We start from the raw sequence: 15,814 nt of genomic DNA, 5'->3' as shown, positions 1-15,814 counted from the left end.
CCCGATGCGACGCCGGCTCGCCCGGTGCTCCGTTCGTCCCCACCGATCCGGCCCCCGGTAGAGGCGCCGGGCGCTAAACGGGTAAACTGCTCGGATGCAACGAATCACCACCACCGGGCGCGTCAACCTCAGTCACCTGTTCTGGCTGCGCAATCTCGCGATCATCGGCCAGCTCGTGACGATCGGCGTCGTGCAGACCTATTTCGGCGTGCATCTGCCGCTGCCGGCGATGCTGATGGTCATCGCGCTCGAAATCGTTTTCAACGCGCTGACCTGGGTGCGCGTGCTGCGCGCGCGGCCCGAGACCAATTTCGAGCTGCTCGGCCAGCTGTGGGTCGACCTCGGCGCATTGTCGGCGCTGCTGTTCCTGTCGGGCGGCACGACCAACCCGTTCGTGTCGCTGTACCTGCCGTCGCTCGCGATCGCGGCGGCCGTGCTGCCGTGGCACCTGATGATCTGGCTCGCGGCGTTCGCGGTCGCGTGCTACGCGGCGCTCGGCTTCGATTCGGTGCCGCTCAACATGGATAACCCGGCGAACCTGTTCGACTACTACCGCACCGGGATGTGGGCGAACTTCATGGTCAGCGTCGGGCTGATCGCATGGTTCGTCGCGCGCATGTCGAACGCGCTGCGCCAGCGCGATGCGGCGCTCGGCGAGGCGCAGGCGCACCTGCTGCGCGACGAGCGGGCGGTCGCGCTCGGCGTGCAGGCGGCCACCGTCGCGCACGAGATGGGCACGCCGCTGTCGACGATCGCGATGCTCGCGGAGGAACTGCGCGATGCGGCCCGCGCCGATCCGGGGCTCGCGCGCTACGAGGGCGACCTGAAGGTGCTGGAAGAACAGATGACGCTCTGCACGTCGGCGCTCGCGCGGCTGCGCAGCCGCGCGAGCGCGCCGGCGAGCCGTCAGCCGGTGGATGACTGGCTCGACACGTTCGTCGAGCACTGGCGCCTGCGGCATCCGCACGTGCAGTTCGAGCTGCTGGGTGCGCGCCCGTCTGGCGTCGCGCTCGACGACACGGTCGCGGCCGGCCAGATCCTGACGATCCTGCTCGACAATGCCGCGCGGGCGAGCCCGCACCGCGTGACGCTGGCCGCGAAGCTCGCGCACAACGACCGGGCGGGCGACCAGATCGAATTCGAAGTATGCGACGACGGCCCGGGCATTCCGGCCGCATTGCGCGAATCGCTCGGCGCGATGCCGGTCGACAGCACGCAGGGCGGGCACGGGGTCGGCCTGTATCTTGCGTTCAGCGCGGCCGCGCGCCTCGGCGGCGAGGTCGAGCTGTCCGATGTCACGCCGCGCGCGGCGGGCGGCAACGGGCGCGCGGGTGGCGGTGCGAACGGTCACGCCGCTGCTGCGTCGGGCCAGCGCGCGAGCGAACGAGCGGCAGCCGCGCCGGACAGCCGCCCGGCTGGCGTCACCGGCCGCGGCACCCGCGCGGTGCTGCGCCTGCCGGTGGCGCGCGTCACGGCGCCGGCCGCCTCAACCAACACGTAGACGGAGAAACCACATGAGCGAGAACAATTTCCTGGTGATCGACGACAACGAGGTGTTCGCGGGCACGCTCGCGCGCGGCCTCGAGCGCCGCGGCTACGCGGTCCAGCAGGCGCACGACAAGGAGGCGGCGCTGCGGCTCGCGGCCGGCGGCAAGTTCCAGTTCATCACCGTCGACCTGCATCTCGGCGACGATTCGGGGCTGAGCCTGATCGCGCCGCTGTGCGACCTGCAGCCCGACGCGCGGATTCTCGTGCTGACCGGCTACGCGAGCATCGCGACCGCCGTGCAGGCCGTGAAGGAAGGCGCCGACAACTATCTCGCGAAGCCGGCGAACATCGAGTCGATCCTGGCCGCGCTGCAGACCAACGCGAGCGAAGTGCAGGCCGACGAGGCGCTCGAGAATCCGGTCGTGCTGTCGGTCGACCGGCTCGAATGGGAGCACATCCAGCGCGTGCTCGCGGAGAACAACAACAACATTTCGGCAACCGCGCGCGCGCTGAACATGCACCGCCGCACGCTGCAGCGCAAGCTCGCGAAGAAGCCGGTGCGCCAGTAAGCGGTGCGGCGGCAGCGGCCGGCCGCCCCAACGAAAACGGGCGGCCCCGAAGGAGCCGCCCGTTTCGCATTCGCCACCGCGCGCGTTACAGCACGTAGCGCGACAGGTCTTCGTCCTGCGACACTTCGCCGAGCGCACGGTCGACATACTGCGCATCGATCGTCACGCGCTCGCCGGCGTGGTTGCCGGCCGAGAACGACACTTCCTCGAGCAGCTTCTCGATCACCGTGTAGAGCCGGCGCGCACCGATGTTCTCGGTCTTCTCGTTGACCGCGTACGCGATTTCGGCCAGGCGGCGAATGCCGTCTTCGGCGAACTCGAGCTGCACGTCTTCGGTGGCGAGCAGCGCCTGGTACTGTTTGACGAGGCTGGCATCGGTCGCGACGAGGATTGCCTCGAAATCCTTCACCGACAGCGAGTCGAGCTCGACGCGGATCGGGAAGCGGCCCTGCAGTTCGGGAATCAGGTCGCTCGGCTTCGCGAGGTGGAATGCGCCGCTCGCGATGAACAGGATGTGATCGGTCTTCACCATCCCGTACTTCGTGTTGACCGTCGTGCCCTCGACGAGCGGCAGCAGGTCGCGCTGCACGCCCTGGCGCGACACTTCGCCGCCGCTGCCTTCGTTGTTGCGCGACGTGATCTTGTCGATCTCGTCGAGGAACACGATGCCGTTCTGCTCGACGTTCTGCACGGCCTTCGTCTTCACTTCCTCGTCGTTGAGCATCTTCGCCGCTTCCTCGTCGGTCAGCAGCTTCAGCGCTTCCTTGATCTTCACCTTGCGGCGCTGCTTCTTGCCGCTGCCGAGGTTCGAGAACATCGAGCGGATCTGCTCGGTCATTTCTTCCATCCCCGGCGGCGCCATGATGTCCATGCCGGCCGACGGCTGCTCGAGGTCGAGCTCGACTTCCTTGTCGTCGAGCTGGCCTTCGCGCAGGCGCTTGCGGAAGGTCTGGCGCGTCGCGTTGTTGTCGTCGTTCGCGTGGTCGGCATTGCCGCCGAAGCCCACCGCGCGCGGCTGCGGCAGCAGGATGTCGAGGATGCGGTCTTCCGCCTGGTCGGTGGCCTTGCTGCGCACCTTGCGCATCTCGGATTCGCGCGTCTGCTTGACCGAGATCTCGATCAGGTCGCGCACGATGCTGTCGACGTCGCGGCCGACGTAGCCGACCTCGGTGAACTTGGTCGCTTCGATCTTGATGAACGGCGCGTCGGCGAGCTTCGCGAGGCGTCGTGCGATTTCGGTCTTGCCGACGCCCGTCGGCCCGATCATCAGGATGTTCTTCGGCGTGATTTCCTGGCGCAGCGGGTCGGCGACCTGCTGGCGGCGCCAGCGGTTGCGCAGCGCGACCGCGACGGCCTTCTTCGCCTTGGCCTGGCCGATGATGTGCTTGTCGAGTTCCGAGACGATCTCGGCAGGGGTCATGGTGCTCATGGGGCGGTCCTTACTCGATCGTTTCGATGATGCGGTTGTGGTTCGTGTAGATGCACATGTCGCCGGCGATCTCGAGCGACTTCTCGACGATCTCGCGCGGCGACAGCTCGGTGTTCTCCGCGAGCGCGCGGGCCGCGGCCTGCGCATAGGCGCCGCCCGAACCGATCGCGCAGATGCCGCCTTCCGGGTCGAGCACGTCGCCGTTGCCGGTGATCACGAGCGTGGTGGTCGCGTCGGCCGTGATCAGCATCGCCTCGAGGCGGCGCAGCATCCGGTCGGTGCGCCAGTCCTTCGCGAGCTCGACGGCCGCGCGGGTCAGGTTGCCCTGGTGCTTCTCGAGCTTCGCCTCGAAGCGATCGAGCAGCGAGAACGCATCGGCGGTGCCGCCCGCGAATCCGACCAGTACCTGGTTGTTGTAGATCCGCCGCACTTTCCGCGCGCCACCCTTCATGACGATGTTGCCGAGGGTTACCTGGCCGTCGCCGCCGAGCGCGACCTTGTCGCCGCGCCGGACCGAAACGATGGTCGTGCCGTGAAATTGCTCCATCTGCGTTCCTTGAGAAAAACGGGGAAGAGTCGGGCGGCGCGACGCGCCGCCGCGTGAATCCGCAGTGCGCCGGGGAGCGGCCCGGCGCGCGTCCGTTTCATTTTAGGGCGGGCGCCGGGATATCAAGAGGGGGACGCAAATCGGCCGGCGGGCCGGGAACCGGTGCCGGAAAAACAAAAAGCGCGCGGCAGGCCGCGCGCTTTCGGGAAGCAGCGTGTCGGAGCGGAACGCCGCTCGATCAGTCGCCGAACAGCTTTTGGCGCAGCTCGCGGCGCTCTTGCGCCTCGAGCGACAGCGTGGCCGTCGGACGCGCGAGCAGGCGCGGAATGCCGATCGGTTCGCCGGTTTCCTCGCACCAGCCGTAGTCGCCGGAATCGATGCGGGCGAGCGACTGCTGAACCTTCTTGAGGAGCTTGCGTTCGCGATCGCGCGTGCGCAGCTCGAGCGCGTGCTCTTCCTCGATCGTCGCGCGGTCGGCGGGATCGGGGACGATCACCGTCTCGCGCAGGTTCTCGGTCGTCTGGCCTGCGTTCTTGAGGATGTCCGCCTGCAACTGTTCGAGCCGATTTTTGAAGAAGGCGAGCTGATCCTCATTCATGTAATCCTTGTCGCTCATCTTCAGGATTTCGGCTTCGGTCAAGAGTTTCTTCGTCATCTGCTTGCTTCTTCAATGTGCGGCAAATCAGGAGATAGTGCCTGCACTTTGGGATTACCCGCAACTGCCGCTTGCAATCATTTGCGATTTGCCGTCGCGGGGCCGAAAGCCTCTGGAAAACCGGTTCTCAAATACCAGGACAGGCCTGGCGCGGATTTGCGCGCGCGGCGAACCGGTACTGCGCGGCAGATCGCATCGGCCGCGGCCGGGTGGCGGATGGGCGATCCGGCGCGGTTGCGATGCCCGGGTAATGGTTCTGCAAGAACCGGGCCTGTTATTGCCGTACTCCAGCGGGCACGTATTGTAACTGAATCGCAAGCGGGCGCCGTATCGGGTCGATCCCCGTCGGCTGCGCCAATATCTAAAAAATATAACGCGCAAATCGCGAAAAAGCGATGACGGCGAAACCCTGCCCGGAAACGGCACCCCGCAAGCCCCGCGGCCGCCCGCGAAGGCGGCCGCACGGAAGGCCTGCGACACCGGCCCGACCGCTCAGGCGAGGCAGGCGTCGAGGCCGTCGGTGATCAGGTCCTGCGGCAGGTCGACGCCGATGAACACCATCTTGTTGGTCTTCTTCTCGACCGGCAGCCACTTCGCGGCGAGGTCGCTGCCCATCATCTGGTGCACGCCCTGGAACACGACCTTGCGGTCGACGCCCTTCATGTACAGCACGCCCTTGTAGCGCAACATCCGTTCCCCGTAGATCTGCAGGATGCCGCCGAGGAAGTCTTCCAGCTTGTTCGGGTCGAACGGACGGTCGTTGCGGTACACGAACGACTTGATCTTGTCGTCGTGGTGCGCGTGATGATGATGGCCGTGGTCGTGATCGTGCGCGCATTGACCGTGATCGTGGTCGCAATCCGCGTGATCGTGATCATGGTCGTGATCGTGGTGATGGTGCGCGTGGTCGTCCTCGGCGAGGAAGTCCGGGTCGATCTCGAGCTTCGCGTTCAGGTTGAAGCCGCGCAGGTCGAAGATTTCCTTGATGTCGGCTTCGCCAAAATTCACGACCTTGATCGTCGCCTTCGGGTTCATGTGCATCAGGCGGTGCTTGAGCGCCGCGACGGCCTGGTCGTCGACGAGGTCCGACTTCGTGATGAACAGGCGATCGGCGAAGCCGACCTGGCGCTGCACCACTTCGTGTTCGTCGAGCTGCGCGTTCGCATGCTTAGCGTCGACCAGCGTGATGACGGCGTCGAGCAGGAAATCGTCGGCGATCTCGCTGTCGATGAAGAAGGTCTGTGCGACGGGGCCCGGGTTCGCGAGGCCGGTCGTCTCGATCACGATGCGGTCGAAGTCGAGCTTGCCTTCGCGCTTCTTCGCGGCCAGATCGCCGAGCGCGCGGGCGAGGTCGCCGCGGATCGTGCAGCAGATGCAGCCGTTGCTCATCTGGATGATCTGCTCGTTCGTGTCCTGGACGAGGATCTCGTTGTCGATGTTCTCTTCGCCGAACTCGTTCTCGATCACGGCGATCTTCATGCCGTGCTGTTCATTCAGGATGCGCTTGAGCAGCGTCGTCTTGCCGCTGCCGAGGAAGCCGGTGAGGATGGTGACGGGAGTGGCCATGTCGGTCGCCTGTGGTTCGTGAATCGGGGTCAAAACCAGGATGTGTGCGTCGCGCCGTCGACTCGCGAGCCGGGGCGCACAACCATCCATTGAAACATACCTGTCAAGCCCTCGCCCGTCGTCCGGACGACAGGCGAGAGCGCGGTTCCGCCAGCGCACGAACGGCCGGCGGACGGGTGTGCGTCTAGATCGGGGCGATCAGACGATTTGCAACAGCAGGCCCTTCAGATATTCGCCTTCCGGGAACGCGGCGAGCAGCGGGTGATCGACGCCCGCGCCGAGCCGCTTCAGGATCCGCGCGTCGACCTTCGCGTCGGCAGCCGCGCCCGCGACGATCTTCTGGAACAGGTCCATGTCGATCGCGCCCGAGCACGAGTACGTGAACAGCAGGCCGCCCGGACGCAGCAGCTTGAAGCCGCTCAGGTTGATGTCCTTGTAGGCGCGCGACGCGCGATCGACGCTGTCGCGGGTCGGCGCGAACTTCGGCGGATCGAGCACGATCAGGTCGAAGCGCTCGCCTTCGTCGACGAGGCGGCGCAGCGTCTTGAACGCGTCCGCGTCGAGCCAGGTCGCGCGGTCGGGATCGAAACCGTTCGCGACGACGTTCTGCTGCGCGAGCGCGAGCGCGTCGCCCGACGAATCGATCGACACGACGCGTTTCGCGCCGCCCTTGAGCGCCGCGAGCGAGAAGCCGCCCGTGTAGCAGAAGCAGTTCAGTACGTCGCGGCCGTCCGCGTATTGCGCGACGAGCGCGCGGTTGTCGCGCTGGTCGACGTAGAAGCCGGTCTTGTGGCCGTTCGGCACGTCGACGTGATAACGCACGCCGTTTTCGTTCGCGATCAGCGTAGCGGGCGGCGCGTCGCCGGCGAGCACGCCGGTCGTCTGCGCGAGCCCTTCCTTGTCGCGGATCGACACGTCCGAGCGTTCGTACACGTTCGGGCAGCCGGTCGCGCCGCTGAGCGCCGCGACGATCGCATCCTTCCATGCCTCGACGCCCGCGGCCATGAACTGGCACACGAGCTGGCCGCGCGGCGCGGCGCCCGGCTCCGCCGTGTCCGCGATGTAGTAGTCGACGATCAGCCCCGGCAGCCCGTCGGCTTCGCCGAACACGAGCCGCACCGCGCCCGTGCCCGACACCATCGTCGTGCGGTGCGCGACCGCGCGCTGCACGCGGCGCTTGAAGAAGGCGTGATCGATCGGCTCGTTTTCGTCGAAGCTCCACACGCGCACGCGGATCTGCGACTGCGGGCTGTACGCGCCGCGCGCGAGGAAGCGGCCGTCGTGCGCGCGCACGACCACGGTCGCGCCGGGGGCGGGCGTGCCGTCGACGCGGTCGATCGCATTGGCATAGATCCACGGATGCCGGCGCAGCAGCGATTTTTCCTTGGACGGTCTGAGTGTGACGGTTTGCATGATCGGATCGATTGGGGCCGCGGACGGCGCTGGCCGTTGCCGGCCGCCGCGCGCGGCGGGTAGGGCGGAACGCGCGTCAGTCGCGCTTCTTCGCGCGCGGATGCGCGCTGTCGTAAATTTTCGCGAGATGCTGGAAGTCGAGCGACGTGTAGACCTGCGTGGCGGCGACGCTCGCGTGGCCCAGCAGCTCCTGCACCGCGCGCAGGTCGCCGCTCGACTGCAGCACGTGCGTCGCGAACGAATGGCGCAGCACGTGCGGGTGGACGTTGGCGGGGATGCCCGCGGCCAGCGCCGCGCGCTTCACGCGGTCGCGCACGACGCCCGGCGCCATCCGGTTGCCGCGCACCGACACGAACAGCGGATGCGGATCGTGCTTCACGAATTCGCCGCGCACCGCGAGCCACGCGTTCAGCGCGTCGATCGCCTTGCGGCCGACCGGCACCTTGCGCTCCTTGTTGCCCTTGCCGCGCACGGTGACTTCGGCTTCGGCGAGATCGAGCCAGCCGGCCGAGCGGTAGCCGTCGGCCTGCGTATACATGACGTCGAGCCCGACCAGTTCCGCGAGGCGCAGCCCGGACGAATAGAACAGCTCGAGGATCGCGTGATCGCGGATGCCTTCGGTCGTGCCGGCGAGCGGCGTATCCATGAGTGCGACCGCATCGTCGACCGACAGCGCCTTGGGCAGCGATTTCTCGCGTTTGGGCGCGCGCACCCCGGCAACGGGATTCGCGGGCAGCTCGACGCGCTGCGCGAGCCAGCGATAGAACGCACGCCATGCGGAAAGCCGGTGCGAGATCGAGCGAGCGGACAAGCCGCCCGCGTGTGCGCGCACGACCGCGCCGCGCATGTCGGCGGCCGTCAGCGCGTCGAGCGGGCGGCCGGCGGCGAGTTTCTTCAGTTCGTCGAGTTCGTGCGTGTACGCACGCAGCGTGTGTTCCGACAGCTGCCTGACGTGTTTCAGGTTCGACAGGTAGGCGGCGATCGGATCGTCGGTCATCGCGGGAGCGATCTCAATGCGGCAGCAGACGCGTGAGCGCGGCGCTCGCGAGCGTCGCGATCTGCGCGAGGAAGTCGGTCGCCATCCCGTCGTGGAAGCGGCGCGGATCGGGCGAGCCGAGCACGAGCAGGCCGAACGCGGGCGCATCGGTGCCGCCGAGCGGCGCACGCAGCGCGAGCAGCGCGACCGACGTGGCCGCGCCGTCGCCGGCCGGCGCGGCTTCGGCGCCTTCCGCCGCATTCGCGGCCGGCGCCGCGAGCGCGGGCGCGAGCCACTGGGCCGCTTCGAATCCGGTGTTCGCGCCGCAGTACGGCGTCGACAGCCCGTTCGTGAAGAGCCGCACTTCCTCGCCGACCTGGCGCGCGAAATCGGCCTGCGCATAGGTGTCGGCGACGTCCCAAACGCGCAGCGCGGTTTGCGGCACATCGAACACGTCGGCGATGCCTTCGGCGATCGTGCGCGGCAGCGCGTACGGGTCGCGTTCCGCGATCACGCGCGCGGTCCAGCGGCTGAACTTCGCGGACAGGCTGTCGTTCTCGTGGCCGTAGCGCACGAGTTCGGCGAGCCGGCGCTCGAGATGCTTGTTCTTGTCGCGCAGCATCTCCATCTGCCGCTCCTGCAGCGAGATCGCGGCCTTGCCGTGCGGGTTCGCGAGACGGATCGTCGCGAGCAATTCCGCGTGTTGCGCGAAGAATTCGGGATTGGCGAGCAGGTAGTCGGCGACTTCGCGATCGTTCATGTGGCTGGAGCGTTCTTCGGTTATCGGGACGTTGAAGGGTCAGACGTTCAGGTCGATCTCGCCTTCGAACACGGTCGTGGCGGGCCCGGACATCATCAGCGCGGCGGCTTCGTCGCGCGCGCCGCCCCAGCCGATCGTCAGCGTGCCGCCATGCGTGTGCACGGTCACCGGCGAATCGAGCAGGCCGCGCCGGATGCCGGCCGCCACCGCCGCGCACGCGCCGGTGCCGCATGCGAGCGTCTCGCCCGCGCCGCGTTCGTACACGCGCAGCTTCACCTCGCTGCGCGACACGATCTGCATGAAGCCGGCGTTCACGCGCTGCGGGAAGCGGGCGTGGCGCTCGATCAGCGGGCCTTCGTCGAGCACGGGATACGCTTCGACGTCGTCGACGACCTGCACCGCGTGCGGGTTGCCCATCGACACCGTCGAGATCCAGCGCGTGTGGCCGCCGACGTCGAGTGGCCACAGCGTGTCGTTGCCTTCCGTCCGGCCGTCGAGCCCCGCGGCGTCGAACGGCACCTCCGCCGGCGCAAACACGGGCGCGCCCATGTCGACGACGACTTCGCCGTTGTCCTGCATCGTCAACGTGATCAGGCCCTTCATCACCTGCACGCGCACGCTGCGCTTGTCGGTCAGGCCGCGGTCGCTGACGAACTTCACGAAGCAGCGCGCGCCGTTACCGCAGTGTTCGACTTCGCCGCCGTCGCAATTGAAGATCCGGTACTTGAAATCCGCGCCGTCGACGGTCGGTTTCTCGACGAGCAGCAACTGGTCGGCGCCGATGCCGAAGTGTCGGTTGGCGAGCGCGCGCACCTGCGCCTCGGTGAGCGGCGGCAGCGCGCGCGAATAGCTGTCGAGCACGACGAAGTCGTTGCCCGCGCCGTGCATCTTGGTGAACGAGAGTTTCACTGGGTCCGGAATTCCATGGCGAACAGGGCGGCCGGCACGACGGACGCGGCGCGCCGTCATGCCGGGCGGCGTCGTTCGTCGTGCTGATCTCAACCGCAAATGATACATGCAGCCGACAGGGGCGTCCTGCGCGGGCGGGGCGCCGGGTGCCGTTCGGGCGGCGGAGCGCGGCGATGCCGGCCGATCGGCTGACTGGTCGCGTGGGCACCGAGTCGGCAGATTGAGGTGGTGCGGTGTGGCGAGCGTTGTCGGGACAGGTGAATCCGGCGGTACGCGTCGCGCCGTTTCCAGCGCACGGGATTTCGCCGCGTGCGCGTTTTCGTACCGGTCAAATTGACAAATCAATCAGGCGATTCGTATAGTCTGGCTATACGCCATGTGGGCCATGCCGTCGAATCGCACTCGAGTGTGGGAGGCCCATGATCAAGTCATGGCAGCACAAGGGGCTGGAAGCGTTTTTCACGAACGGGAGCAAGGCTGGCATCCGGCCGGATCATGCCCCGAGGTTGCGGCGCCAGCTTGCCCGTCTCGACATGGCGAGCCAGCCGTTCGACATGAACGTACCCGGCTGGCGCCTGCATGGCCTCGCCGGCGGGCTGGAGGGTTACTGCTCGGTGAGCGTGAGCGTCAACTGGCGCCTGACGTTCAGATTCGAGGGCCCGGATGCCGTCCTGGTCAACTATCAAGACTATCACTGAGGTCATTCAACGCCATGACTCGCATCTTCAATCCGCCCCATCCGGGCGAGGCGCTGCGCGACGACGTCTTGCCGGCGCTCGGCCTGACCGTCACCGAAGCCGCCGCGCAGCTCGGCGTCACGCGCGCGGCGCTGTCGCGCATCCTGCACGGCCATGCCGGCATCTCGCCTGAAATGGCGCTGCGTCTCGAAGCGTGGCTGGGCGAGGAAAACGGCGGGAAGGCGGATCTGTGGCTGGCGCAGCAGTCGGCCTACGATCTCTGGCAGGCGCGCGCGAAAGGCGCGCCGAAAGTGGCGAGGGTACAGGCGCGTATCTGACGACGCGCCCGCGGGTTCGACTCAGTAGAGGCTCGGCTCGCCGGGCGGGCGCGTCTTGAAGCGCTTGTGCACCCAGTAATACTGCTCGGGCATCAGCGGAATCTGCTCTTCGAGGAATTCGTTCATCCGCCGCGCGTCGAGATCGTCGTCGCCGGTCGGATAGTGATCCCACGGCTTGAACACCTTCAGCCGGTAACCCTGGTAGTTCGGCAGCACTTCGCCGATGAACGGCACGACCTGCGCGCGGCCCGTCTTCGCGAGCCGGCCGACGGCCGTCAGCGTGCACGCGGGCACGCCGAAGAAGGGTACGAACGTCGAATTGCGCAGCCCGTAGTCCATGTCGGCGCCGAGCATCACCGGCTTGCGGTCGCGCAGCCAGCGCAGCACGACGCGCGCGCTGTCCGCGCGGCCGACCATCTCGGCGTCGAAACGCCCGCGCGCCTTCTTCGCTTCTTCCTCGAGTATCGCATTCGAGAACGGCTGGTACAGCGATCCGCAACGGCGCTGCAGTGAACGGTTCAGCCAGATCGAGCCGGCTTCGATGCCGACGAAATGCAGGCCCAGGAACAGCGTCGGGGGCAGATCGGGGTCCGTGAGATCGACCGCGCTGTCGACCTGGATCAGTTTCGCGAGCTTGCGCTCGGAGCCGAACCACTGGACGCTGCGCTCGACGTAGCTGCGGATCGCGTGGCGGAAATGCCGGCCCGCCACTTCCTCGCGCCGCTCGTCGCTCCAGTCGGGGAAGCAGAGTTTCAGATTGGTATGTACGATGCGCTTTCGCCGGCTGGGAATCTGGTACAGCAGCCAGCCGAGGCCGTCGCCGAACCGTGCGGTCAGACCGTACGGCAGCAGGGCGAGCAGCTTCAGCAAGCCGATGGCGAGGTGCGTGCCGAGGCGGCCTAGCATGCGGAATCTCCGTGGGGCCGGCTGGCCGGCGCGTTGCGAACAGGGGGGTAGGACAGCGGACGATGCAGCACGTGTGGCGCTCTGTGACAATTCACGAAAGCCGCTATAATACGGGCTTCGCCGAGTTAACTGACAACTTGCGGGGCGAAGCCGGCTGGCGCGAAGCGCGCTGCCCGGTCCTGGTAATCCGCTAAAGCGTCGCCGCTTCAGGCCAACGAAGCTGGCTACGTGAAACCCACCGTAACCACACAGGAGCCTGAAAAAGTGGCAAACGATTATCTCTTCACGTCCGAATCCGTCTCCGAAGGCCATCCGGACAAGGTCGCGGACCAAATCTCGGACGCGATTCTCGACGCCATCCTCGAGCAGGACAAATACTCCCGCGTTGCGGCCGAAACGCTGTGCAACACGGGTCTCGTCGTGCTGGCCGGTGAAATCACCACGACGGCCAACATCGACTACATCCAGATCGCGCGCGACACCATCAAGCGCATCGGCTACGACAACACCGACTACGGCATCGACTACAAGGGCTGCGCGGTGCTCGTCGCGTACGACAAGCAGTCACCGGACATCGCGCAGGGCGTCGACCGCGCGCATGACGACAACCTCGATCAAGGCGCGGGCGACCAGGGCCTGATGTTCGGTTACGCATGCGACGAAACGCCGGAACTGATGCCGCTGCCGATCTACCTGTCGCACCGTCTCGTCGAGCGCCAGGCCAGCCTGCGCCGCGACGGCCGCCTGCAGTGGCTGCGCCCGGACGCGAAGTCGCAGGTCACGGTCCGCTACGTCGACGGCAAGCCCGATTCGATCGACACCGTCGTGCTGTCGACGCAGCACGCACCGGACATCGAGCTGCCGGCGCTGCGCGAAGCAGTGATCGAGGAAATCATCAAGCCGACGCTGCCGGCCGACCTGATCAAGGGCGACATCAAGTTCCTGGTGAACCCGACCGGCCGGTTCGTGATCGGTGGCCCGCAGGGCGACTGCGGCCTGACGGGTCGCAAGATCATCGTCGATACCTACGGCGGTGCCGCACCGCACGGCGGCGGCGCGTTCTCGGGCAAGGATCCGTCGAAGGTCGACCGTTCGGCAGCGTATGCCGGCCGTTACGTCGCGAAGAACATCGTCGCGGCAGGTCTCGCATCGCGCGCGCTGATCCAGGTGTCGTACGCGATCGGCGTTGCCGAGCCGACCTCGGTGATGGTCAACACGTTCGGCACGGGCCGCGTGTCGGATGCGGTGATCACGAAGCTCGTCCGCGAGCATTTCGACCTGCGTCCGAAGGGCATCATCAAGATGCTCGACCTGCTGCGCCCGATCTACGAGAAGACGGCCGCTTACGGCCACTTCGGCCGCGACGAGCCGGAATTCTCGTGGGAAGCAACCGACAAGGCACTCGCGCTGGCCGAAGCGGCTGGCGTGGAGCCGACGGCACGCGTCGCATAAGCGTCGTCCGCCTGAAACGAAAAACCCCGGCATGCCGGGGTTTTTTTATGCGCGTCGCGCGCCGGCGGAATGACGCGCGCGCGACGATCGTGGCGGGCAGCGTGCCGCCGGCTCGGCTTCAGCGTGCGCCGAACCCGAACCAGCCGTTGCTGGCCGCGAGGCGGCGCGGGCGATTGACGCGGCGCTGCGGGCCCAGCGTGCGGCGCAGCGCGAGCGCGCGCAGCGACGACGGCTTCTGCAGCAGCGAGCGCAGGCCGGCGCGGCGGGCGAACGCCTGTGCGCTCATCATCGAGAAGAACGCGTGGAACCACGCGCGGATGCCGTCCAGCCGGCTGTGCGCGTGCGTGTGCTCGGCGAGCGCCTGCGTGCGCGCGCGGTGATGGCGCAGCGGGCGGGCGGGAGCGGACGGCACGACGCGCTTCGCAGCGCGGCTGAGACGGGAAGTCAGACGGAATGGCATGTGAACGATGCTTCGCTTGTATGGATGGCGCCCTTGAAGAGCGCACTGGTATGAACGGCCTCGGATGGCGCAACGGATCTTACCGAAAGTCGTTGCGCGCCGCGCCCGCCAGAATTGACAGGCCGCGACAGGCTACCGGGGTTTCATGACGTGCAAAAGTCGCGATAAACCCTTGTGCCGCAAGCGTGTCGTCGCATACCGCCTGTCGCTGAGGCTCGCGCCGCGCCGCACAGTTCCCTTGAGCCAGATCAAATCGGCGATTGGCATGCCCCTGCGTACGACAATGGCGCTGTTCGCGGCATCCGGCGCCGATTTACAATCGTCACATTCACACAATAAACGTCTGGCATCCCATGTCGTCTTCATTGCAGTCGGAATCGATCCGCGCGCAAGTCGCGGAATTGCGCGAACGCGGCTTCGTCGTCGCGCGCGGCCTCGTCGGCGAAGCGCAGTGCGCGACGCTCAAGCGGATCGCGGCGCGCCAGTTGCAGGAAGCGGCGGAGCCGATCGAGTTCGAGGCGGATTTGCGCTACCCGGGCGCGCCCGAGTCGAAGCATGCGCCGGGCGGGCATACGGTGCGGCGGCTGCTGGACGCCTACACGCGCGATCCGGCGTTCGCCGAGCGCGCGATCGCGCCGGAAATCGGCGCGTGGATGCGCGAGTACTTCGGCGAGCAGCCGGTGCTGTCGCGCGCGCATCACAACTGCATGATGACGAAGCATCCGGCGTACGGCAGCCTGACGGGCTGGCATCGCGACTTCCGCTACTGGTCGTTCGAACGCGCGGACATGGTGTCGGTGTGGCTCGCGCTCGGCCCGGAAACGAATGAAAACGGGGCGCTCTGGCTGGTGCCGGGTTCGCACACGGCCGAATTCGGGCCGGAAGCGTTCGACGACGCGAAGTTCTTCCGCAGCGACCTGCCGGAAAACCGCAAGATGATCGACGCGGCAACCTGCCCGCCGCTCCAGACGGGCGACGTCGTGTTTTTCCACTGCAACACGCTGCATTCGGCGGGGCAGAACCGCTCCGACCAGGTGAAGTTCTCGCTCGTCTACACGTATCACGGCGTGAGCAACCGGCCGGTGCCGGGCACGCGTTCGGCGGCGAAGCCGGAAGTGCAGTTCTAGCAGCGGTTCGGGCGGCGCTGCAGCCGCGTCGATGGTTCGATGCGGCGCGGCGGCCGCATGAGCGGATGAAGAAACGGGCGGCCTGGCCGCCCGTTGCGTTTTGTGCGGCCCGCATCACGCGAGGCGGGAACGTCGTCGTGCGTCGCGCGACTGCGTGATCAGCGCTTGTTGGCCGGCATCGCGAGGCCGATCAGGCCGATCAGCATCGCGACGGCGCCGCTGGCGATCAGCAGGATCGTTTTCGTGGCGGGCGAGCCGGTGAAGAAGCGCGACACGTTGTCGTTGATCGAATGGAACGACTGGCCGCCGAAATACAGCAGCACGACGCCGCCGACGAGCAGCGCAACCGAGATGACCCGGGACATACCAACCTCGCTGTAACGGTGATTCGAGACGCCGCAGTGTAGGCGACGCGCGCAGCCGCGTCCATTGCCGTGCGCGCGTCGGCCACGTTCGCTACCATAGCCGTCGTATGTTTCCTTCGCCGCCGGCGCGTGATGTTCGCGCGCGGCGCGCGTCCCTTCCCCGACGTCCTGACGGAA

Annotated in this window: 17 protein-coding genes; 6 read left to right on the top strand and 11 right to left on the bottom strand. The window is 67.1% G+C overall.

All coding sequences use genetic code 11. The features are described from left to right. Positions 1 to 94 precede the first annotated feature (94 nt). Both DIE17_RS15725 and DIE17_RS15720 read left to right on the top strand, forming a co-directional pair. Positions 95 to 1,501, top strand: a complete 1,407-nt coding sequence (locus tag DIE17_RS15725; RefSeq protein ID WP_044847840.1) for an ATP-binding protein — start codon at positions 95 to 97, stop codon at positions 1,499 to 1,501. A 13-nt stretch (positions 1,502 to 1,514) separates the two neighbouring features. Continuing rightward, positions 1,515 to 2,057 (top strand): response regulator transcription factor, encoded by a 543-nt coding sequence (locus tag DIE17_RS15720; protein ID WP_044847841.1) that lies wholly within the window; start codon positions 1,515 to 1,517, stop codon positions 2,055 to 2,057. Between the two features lie 85 nt (positions 2,058 to 2,142). Here DIE17_RS15720 and hslU read toward each other — a convergent pair whose 3' ends face one another. The 8 genes from hslU to dapF form a co-directional block, all read right to left on the bottom strand. Then, positions 2,143 to 3,486 carry an ATP-dependent protease ATPase subunit HslU gene (gene hslU / locus DIE17_RS15715; protein ID WP_044847842.1) on the bottom strand — a complete coding sequence of 448 codons (1,344 nt, stop codon included), beginning with the start codon at positions 3,484 to 3,486 and terminating at the stop codon, positions 2,143 to 2,145. Positions 3,487 to 3,496: 10 nt separating this feature from the next. Next, positions 3,497 to 4,033, bottom strand: coding sequence for an ATP-dependent protease subunit HslV (gene hslV, locus DIE17_RS15710; protein ID WP_006760749.1), 537 nt, complete (start codon positions 4,031 to 4,033; stop codon positions 3,497 to 3,499). 238 nt (positions 4,034 to 4,271) lie between these two features. Next, a complete protein-coding gene (gene dksA, locus DIE17_RS15705) occupies positions 4,272 to 4,688 on the bottom strand; it encodes an RNA polymerase-binding protein DksA (protein WP_006477498.1) in 417 nt (138 codons plus the stop codon). Positions 4,689 to 5,180: 492 nt separating this feature from the next. Further along, positions 5,181 to 6,254 (bottom strand): GTP-binding protein, encoded by a 1,074-nt coding sequence (locus DIE17_RS15695; protein WP_124486689.1) that lies wholly within the window; start codon positions 6,252 to 6,254, stop codon positions 5,181 to 5,183. A gap of 198 nt (positions 6,255 to 6,452) precedes the next feature. Next, positions 6,453 to 7,667, bottom strand: a complete 1,215-nt coding sequence (locus DIE17_RS15690; RefSeq protein ID WP_124520553.1) for a class I SAM-dependent rRNA methyltransferase — start codon at positions 7,665 to 7,667, stop codon at positions 6,453 to 6,455. A 76-nt stretch (positions 7,668 to 7,743) separates the two neighbouring features. After that, complete coding sequence (gene xerC / locus DIE17_RS15685) at positions 7,744 to 8,664, bottom strand: tyrosine recombinase XerC (protein ID WP_124486688.1); 921 nt, start codon at positions 8,662 to 8,664, stop codon at positions 7,744 to 7,746. Positions 8,665 to 8,677: 13 nt separating this feature from the next. Beyond that, entirely contained in the window at positions 8,678 to 9,403 is a 726-nt protein-coding gene (locus tag DIE17_RS15680; RefSeq protein ID WP_124486687.1) for a DUF484 family protein, read from the bottom strand. Between the two features lie 39 nt (positions 9,404 to 9,442). Then, positions 9,443 to 10,312, bottom strand: a complete 870-nt coding sequence (gene dapF, locus DIE17_RS15675) for a diaminopimelate epimerase (RefSeq protein ID WP_124486686.1) — start codon at positions 10,310 to 10,312, stop codon at positions 9,443 to 9,445. A gap of 419 nt (positions 10,313 to 10,731) precedes the next feature. Here dapF and DIE17_RS15670 point away from each other — a divergent pair, with 419 nt between their 5' ends. Both DIE17_RS15670 and DIE17_RS15665 read left to right on the top strand, forming a co-directional pair. Beyond that, the gene (locus tag DIE17_RS15670) at positions 10,732 to 11,010 is read left to right on the top strand and encodes a type II toxin-antitoxin system RelE/ParE family toxin (RefSeq protein WP_124486685.1); all 279 of its coding nucleotides are present in this window, start codon (positions 10,732 to 10,734) and stop codon (positions 11,008 to 11,010) included. Positions 11,011 to 11,024: 14 nt separating this feature from the next. Next, positions 11,025 to 11,327: a HigA family addiction module antitoxin gene (locus DIE17_RS15665; protein WP_044847849.1), complete on the top strand. Its 303-nt coding sequence runs from the start codon at positions 11,025 to 11,027 to the stop codon at positions 11,325 to 11,327. 21 nt (positions 11,328 to 11,348) lie between these two features. On the opposite strand, the gene lpxL is transcribed toward DIE17_RS15665, so the two are convergent. After that, the gene (gene lpxL / locus DIE17_RS15660; RefSeq protein WP_044847850.1) at positions 11,349 to 12,233 is read right to left on the bottom strand and encodes a lauroyl acyltransferase LpxL; all 885 of its coding nucleotides are present in this window, start codon (positions 12,231 to 12,233) and stop codon (positions 11,349 to 11,351) included. A gap of 264 nt (positions 12,234 to 12,497) precedes the next feature. Between lpxL and metK the strand changes: the two genes are divergently transcribed. Then, positions 12,498 to 13,685, top strand: coding sequence for a methionine adenosyltransferase (gene metK / locus DIE17_RS15655; protein ID WP_044847851.1), 1,188 nt, complete (start codon positions 12,498 to 12,500; stop codon positions 13,683 to 13,685). 118 nt (positions 13,686 to 13,803) lie between these two features. Here metK and DIE17_RS15650 read toward each other — a convergent pair whose 3' ends face one another. After that, positions 13,804 to 14,145, bottom strand: a complete 342-nt coding sequence (locus DIE17_RS15650) for a hypothetical protein (RefSeq protein WP_044847852.1) — start codon at positions 14,143 to 14,145, stop codon at positions 13,804 to 13,806. A gap of 353 nt (positions 14,146 to 14,498) precedes the next feature. Here DIE17_RS15650 and DIE17_RS15645 point away from each other — a divergent pair, with 353 nt between their 5' ends. Then, positions 14,499 to 15,272: a phytanoyl-CoA dioxygenase family protein gene (locus DIE17_RS15645; RefSeq protein WP_124486684.1), complete on the top strand. Its 774-nt coding sequence runs from the start codon at positions 14,499 to 14,501 to the stop codon at positions 15,270 to 15,272. Positions 15,273 to 15,430: 158 nt separating this feature from the next. On the opposite strand, the gene DIE17_RS15640 is transcribed toward DIE17_RS15645, so the two are convergent. Beyond that, positions 15,431 to 15,637: a DUF3185 family protein gene (locus DIE17_RS15640; protein WP_124520552.1), complete on the bottom strand. Its 207-nt coding sequence runs from the start codon at positions 15,635 to 15,637 to the stop codon at positions 15,431 to 15,433. Positions 15,638 to 15,814: the final 177 nt, after the last annotated feature.

The organism is Burkholderia sp. Bp9099, assembly GCF_003857805.1.
GTDB lineage: Bacteria > Pseudomonadota > Gammaproteobacteria > Burkholderiales > Burkholderiaceae > Burkholderia.
The sequence above is the reverse complement of the archived record's forward strand: the minus strand, read 5'-3'. Positions and strand labels throughout refer to the sequence as shown.

Excerpts from the sequence above, each read along its gene's own strand:
- DIE17_RS15665 (WP_044847849.1), top strand. The coding sequence starts at position 11,025 with ATGACTCGCATCTTCAATCCGCCCCATCCGGGCGAGGCGCTGCGCGAC.
- DIE17_RS15680 (WP_124486687.1), bottom strand. The coding sequence starts at position 9,403 with ATGAACGATCGCGAAGTCGCCGACTACCTGCTCGCCAATCCCGAATTC.
- DIE17_RS15670 (WP_124486685.1), top strand. The coding sequence starts at position 10,732 with ATGATCAAGTCATGGCAGCACAAGGGGCTGGAAGCGTTTTTCACGAAC.
- DIE17_RS15640 (WP_124520552.1), bottom strand. The coding sequence starts at position 15,637 with ATGTCCCGGGTCATCTCGGTTGCGCTGCTCGTCGGCGGCGTCGTGCTG.
- DIE17_RS15645 (WP_124486684.1), top strand. The coding sequence starts at position 14,499 with ATGTCGTCTTCATTGCAGTCGGAATCGATCCGCGCGCAAGTCGCGGAA.
- DIE17_RS15695 (WP_124486689.1), bottom strand. The coding sequence starts at position 6,254 with ATGGCCACTCCCGTCACCATCCTCACCGGCTTCCTCGGCAGCGGCAAG.
- xerC (WP_124486688.1), bottom strand. The coding sequence starts at position 8,664 with ATGACCGACGATCCGATCGCCGCCTACCTGTCGAACCTGAAACACGTC.
- DIE17_RS15720 (WP_044847841.1), top strand. The coding sequence starts at position 1,515 with ATGAGCGAGAACAATTTCCTGGTGATCGACGACAACGAGGTGTTCGCG.
- DIE17_RS15650 (WP_044847852.1), bottom strand. The coding sequence starts at position 14,145 with ATGCCATTCCGTCTGACTTCCCGTCTCAGCCGCGCTGCGAAGCGCGTC.
- hslU (WP_044847842.1), bottom strand. The coding sequence starts at position 3,486 with ATGAGCACCATGACCCCTGCCGAGATCGTCTCGGAACTCGACAAGCAC.
- hslV (WP_006760749.1), bottom strand. The coding sequence starts at position 4,033 with ATGGAGCAATTTCACGGCACGACCATCGTTTCGGTCCGGCGCGGCGAC.
- DIE17_RS15690 (WP_124520553.1), bottom strand. The coding sequence starts at position 7,667 with ATGCAAACCGTCACACTCAGACCGTCCAAGGAAAAATCGCTGCTGCGC.
- dksA (WP_006477498.1), bottom strand. The coding sequence starts at position 4,688 with ATGACGAAGAAACTCTTGACCGAAGCCGAAATCCTGAAGATGAGCGAC.
- lpxL (WP_044847850.1), bottom strand. The coding sequence starts at position 12,233 with ATGCTAGGCCGCCTCGGCACGCACCTCGCCATCGGCTTGCTGAAGCTG.
- DIE17_RS15725 (WP_044847840.1), top strand. The coding sequence starts at position 95 with ATGCAACGAATCACCACCACCGGGCGCGTCAACCTCAGTCACCTGTTC.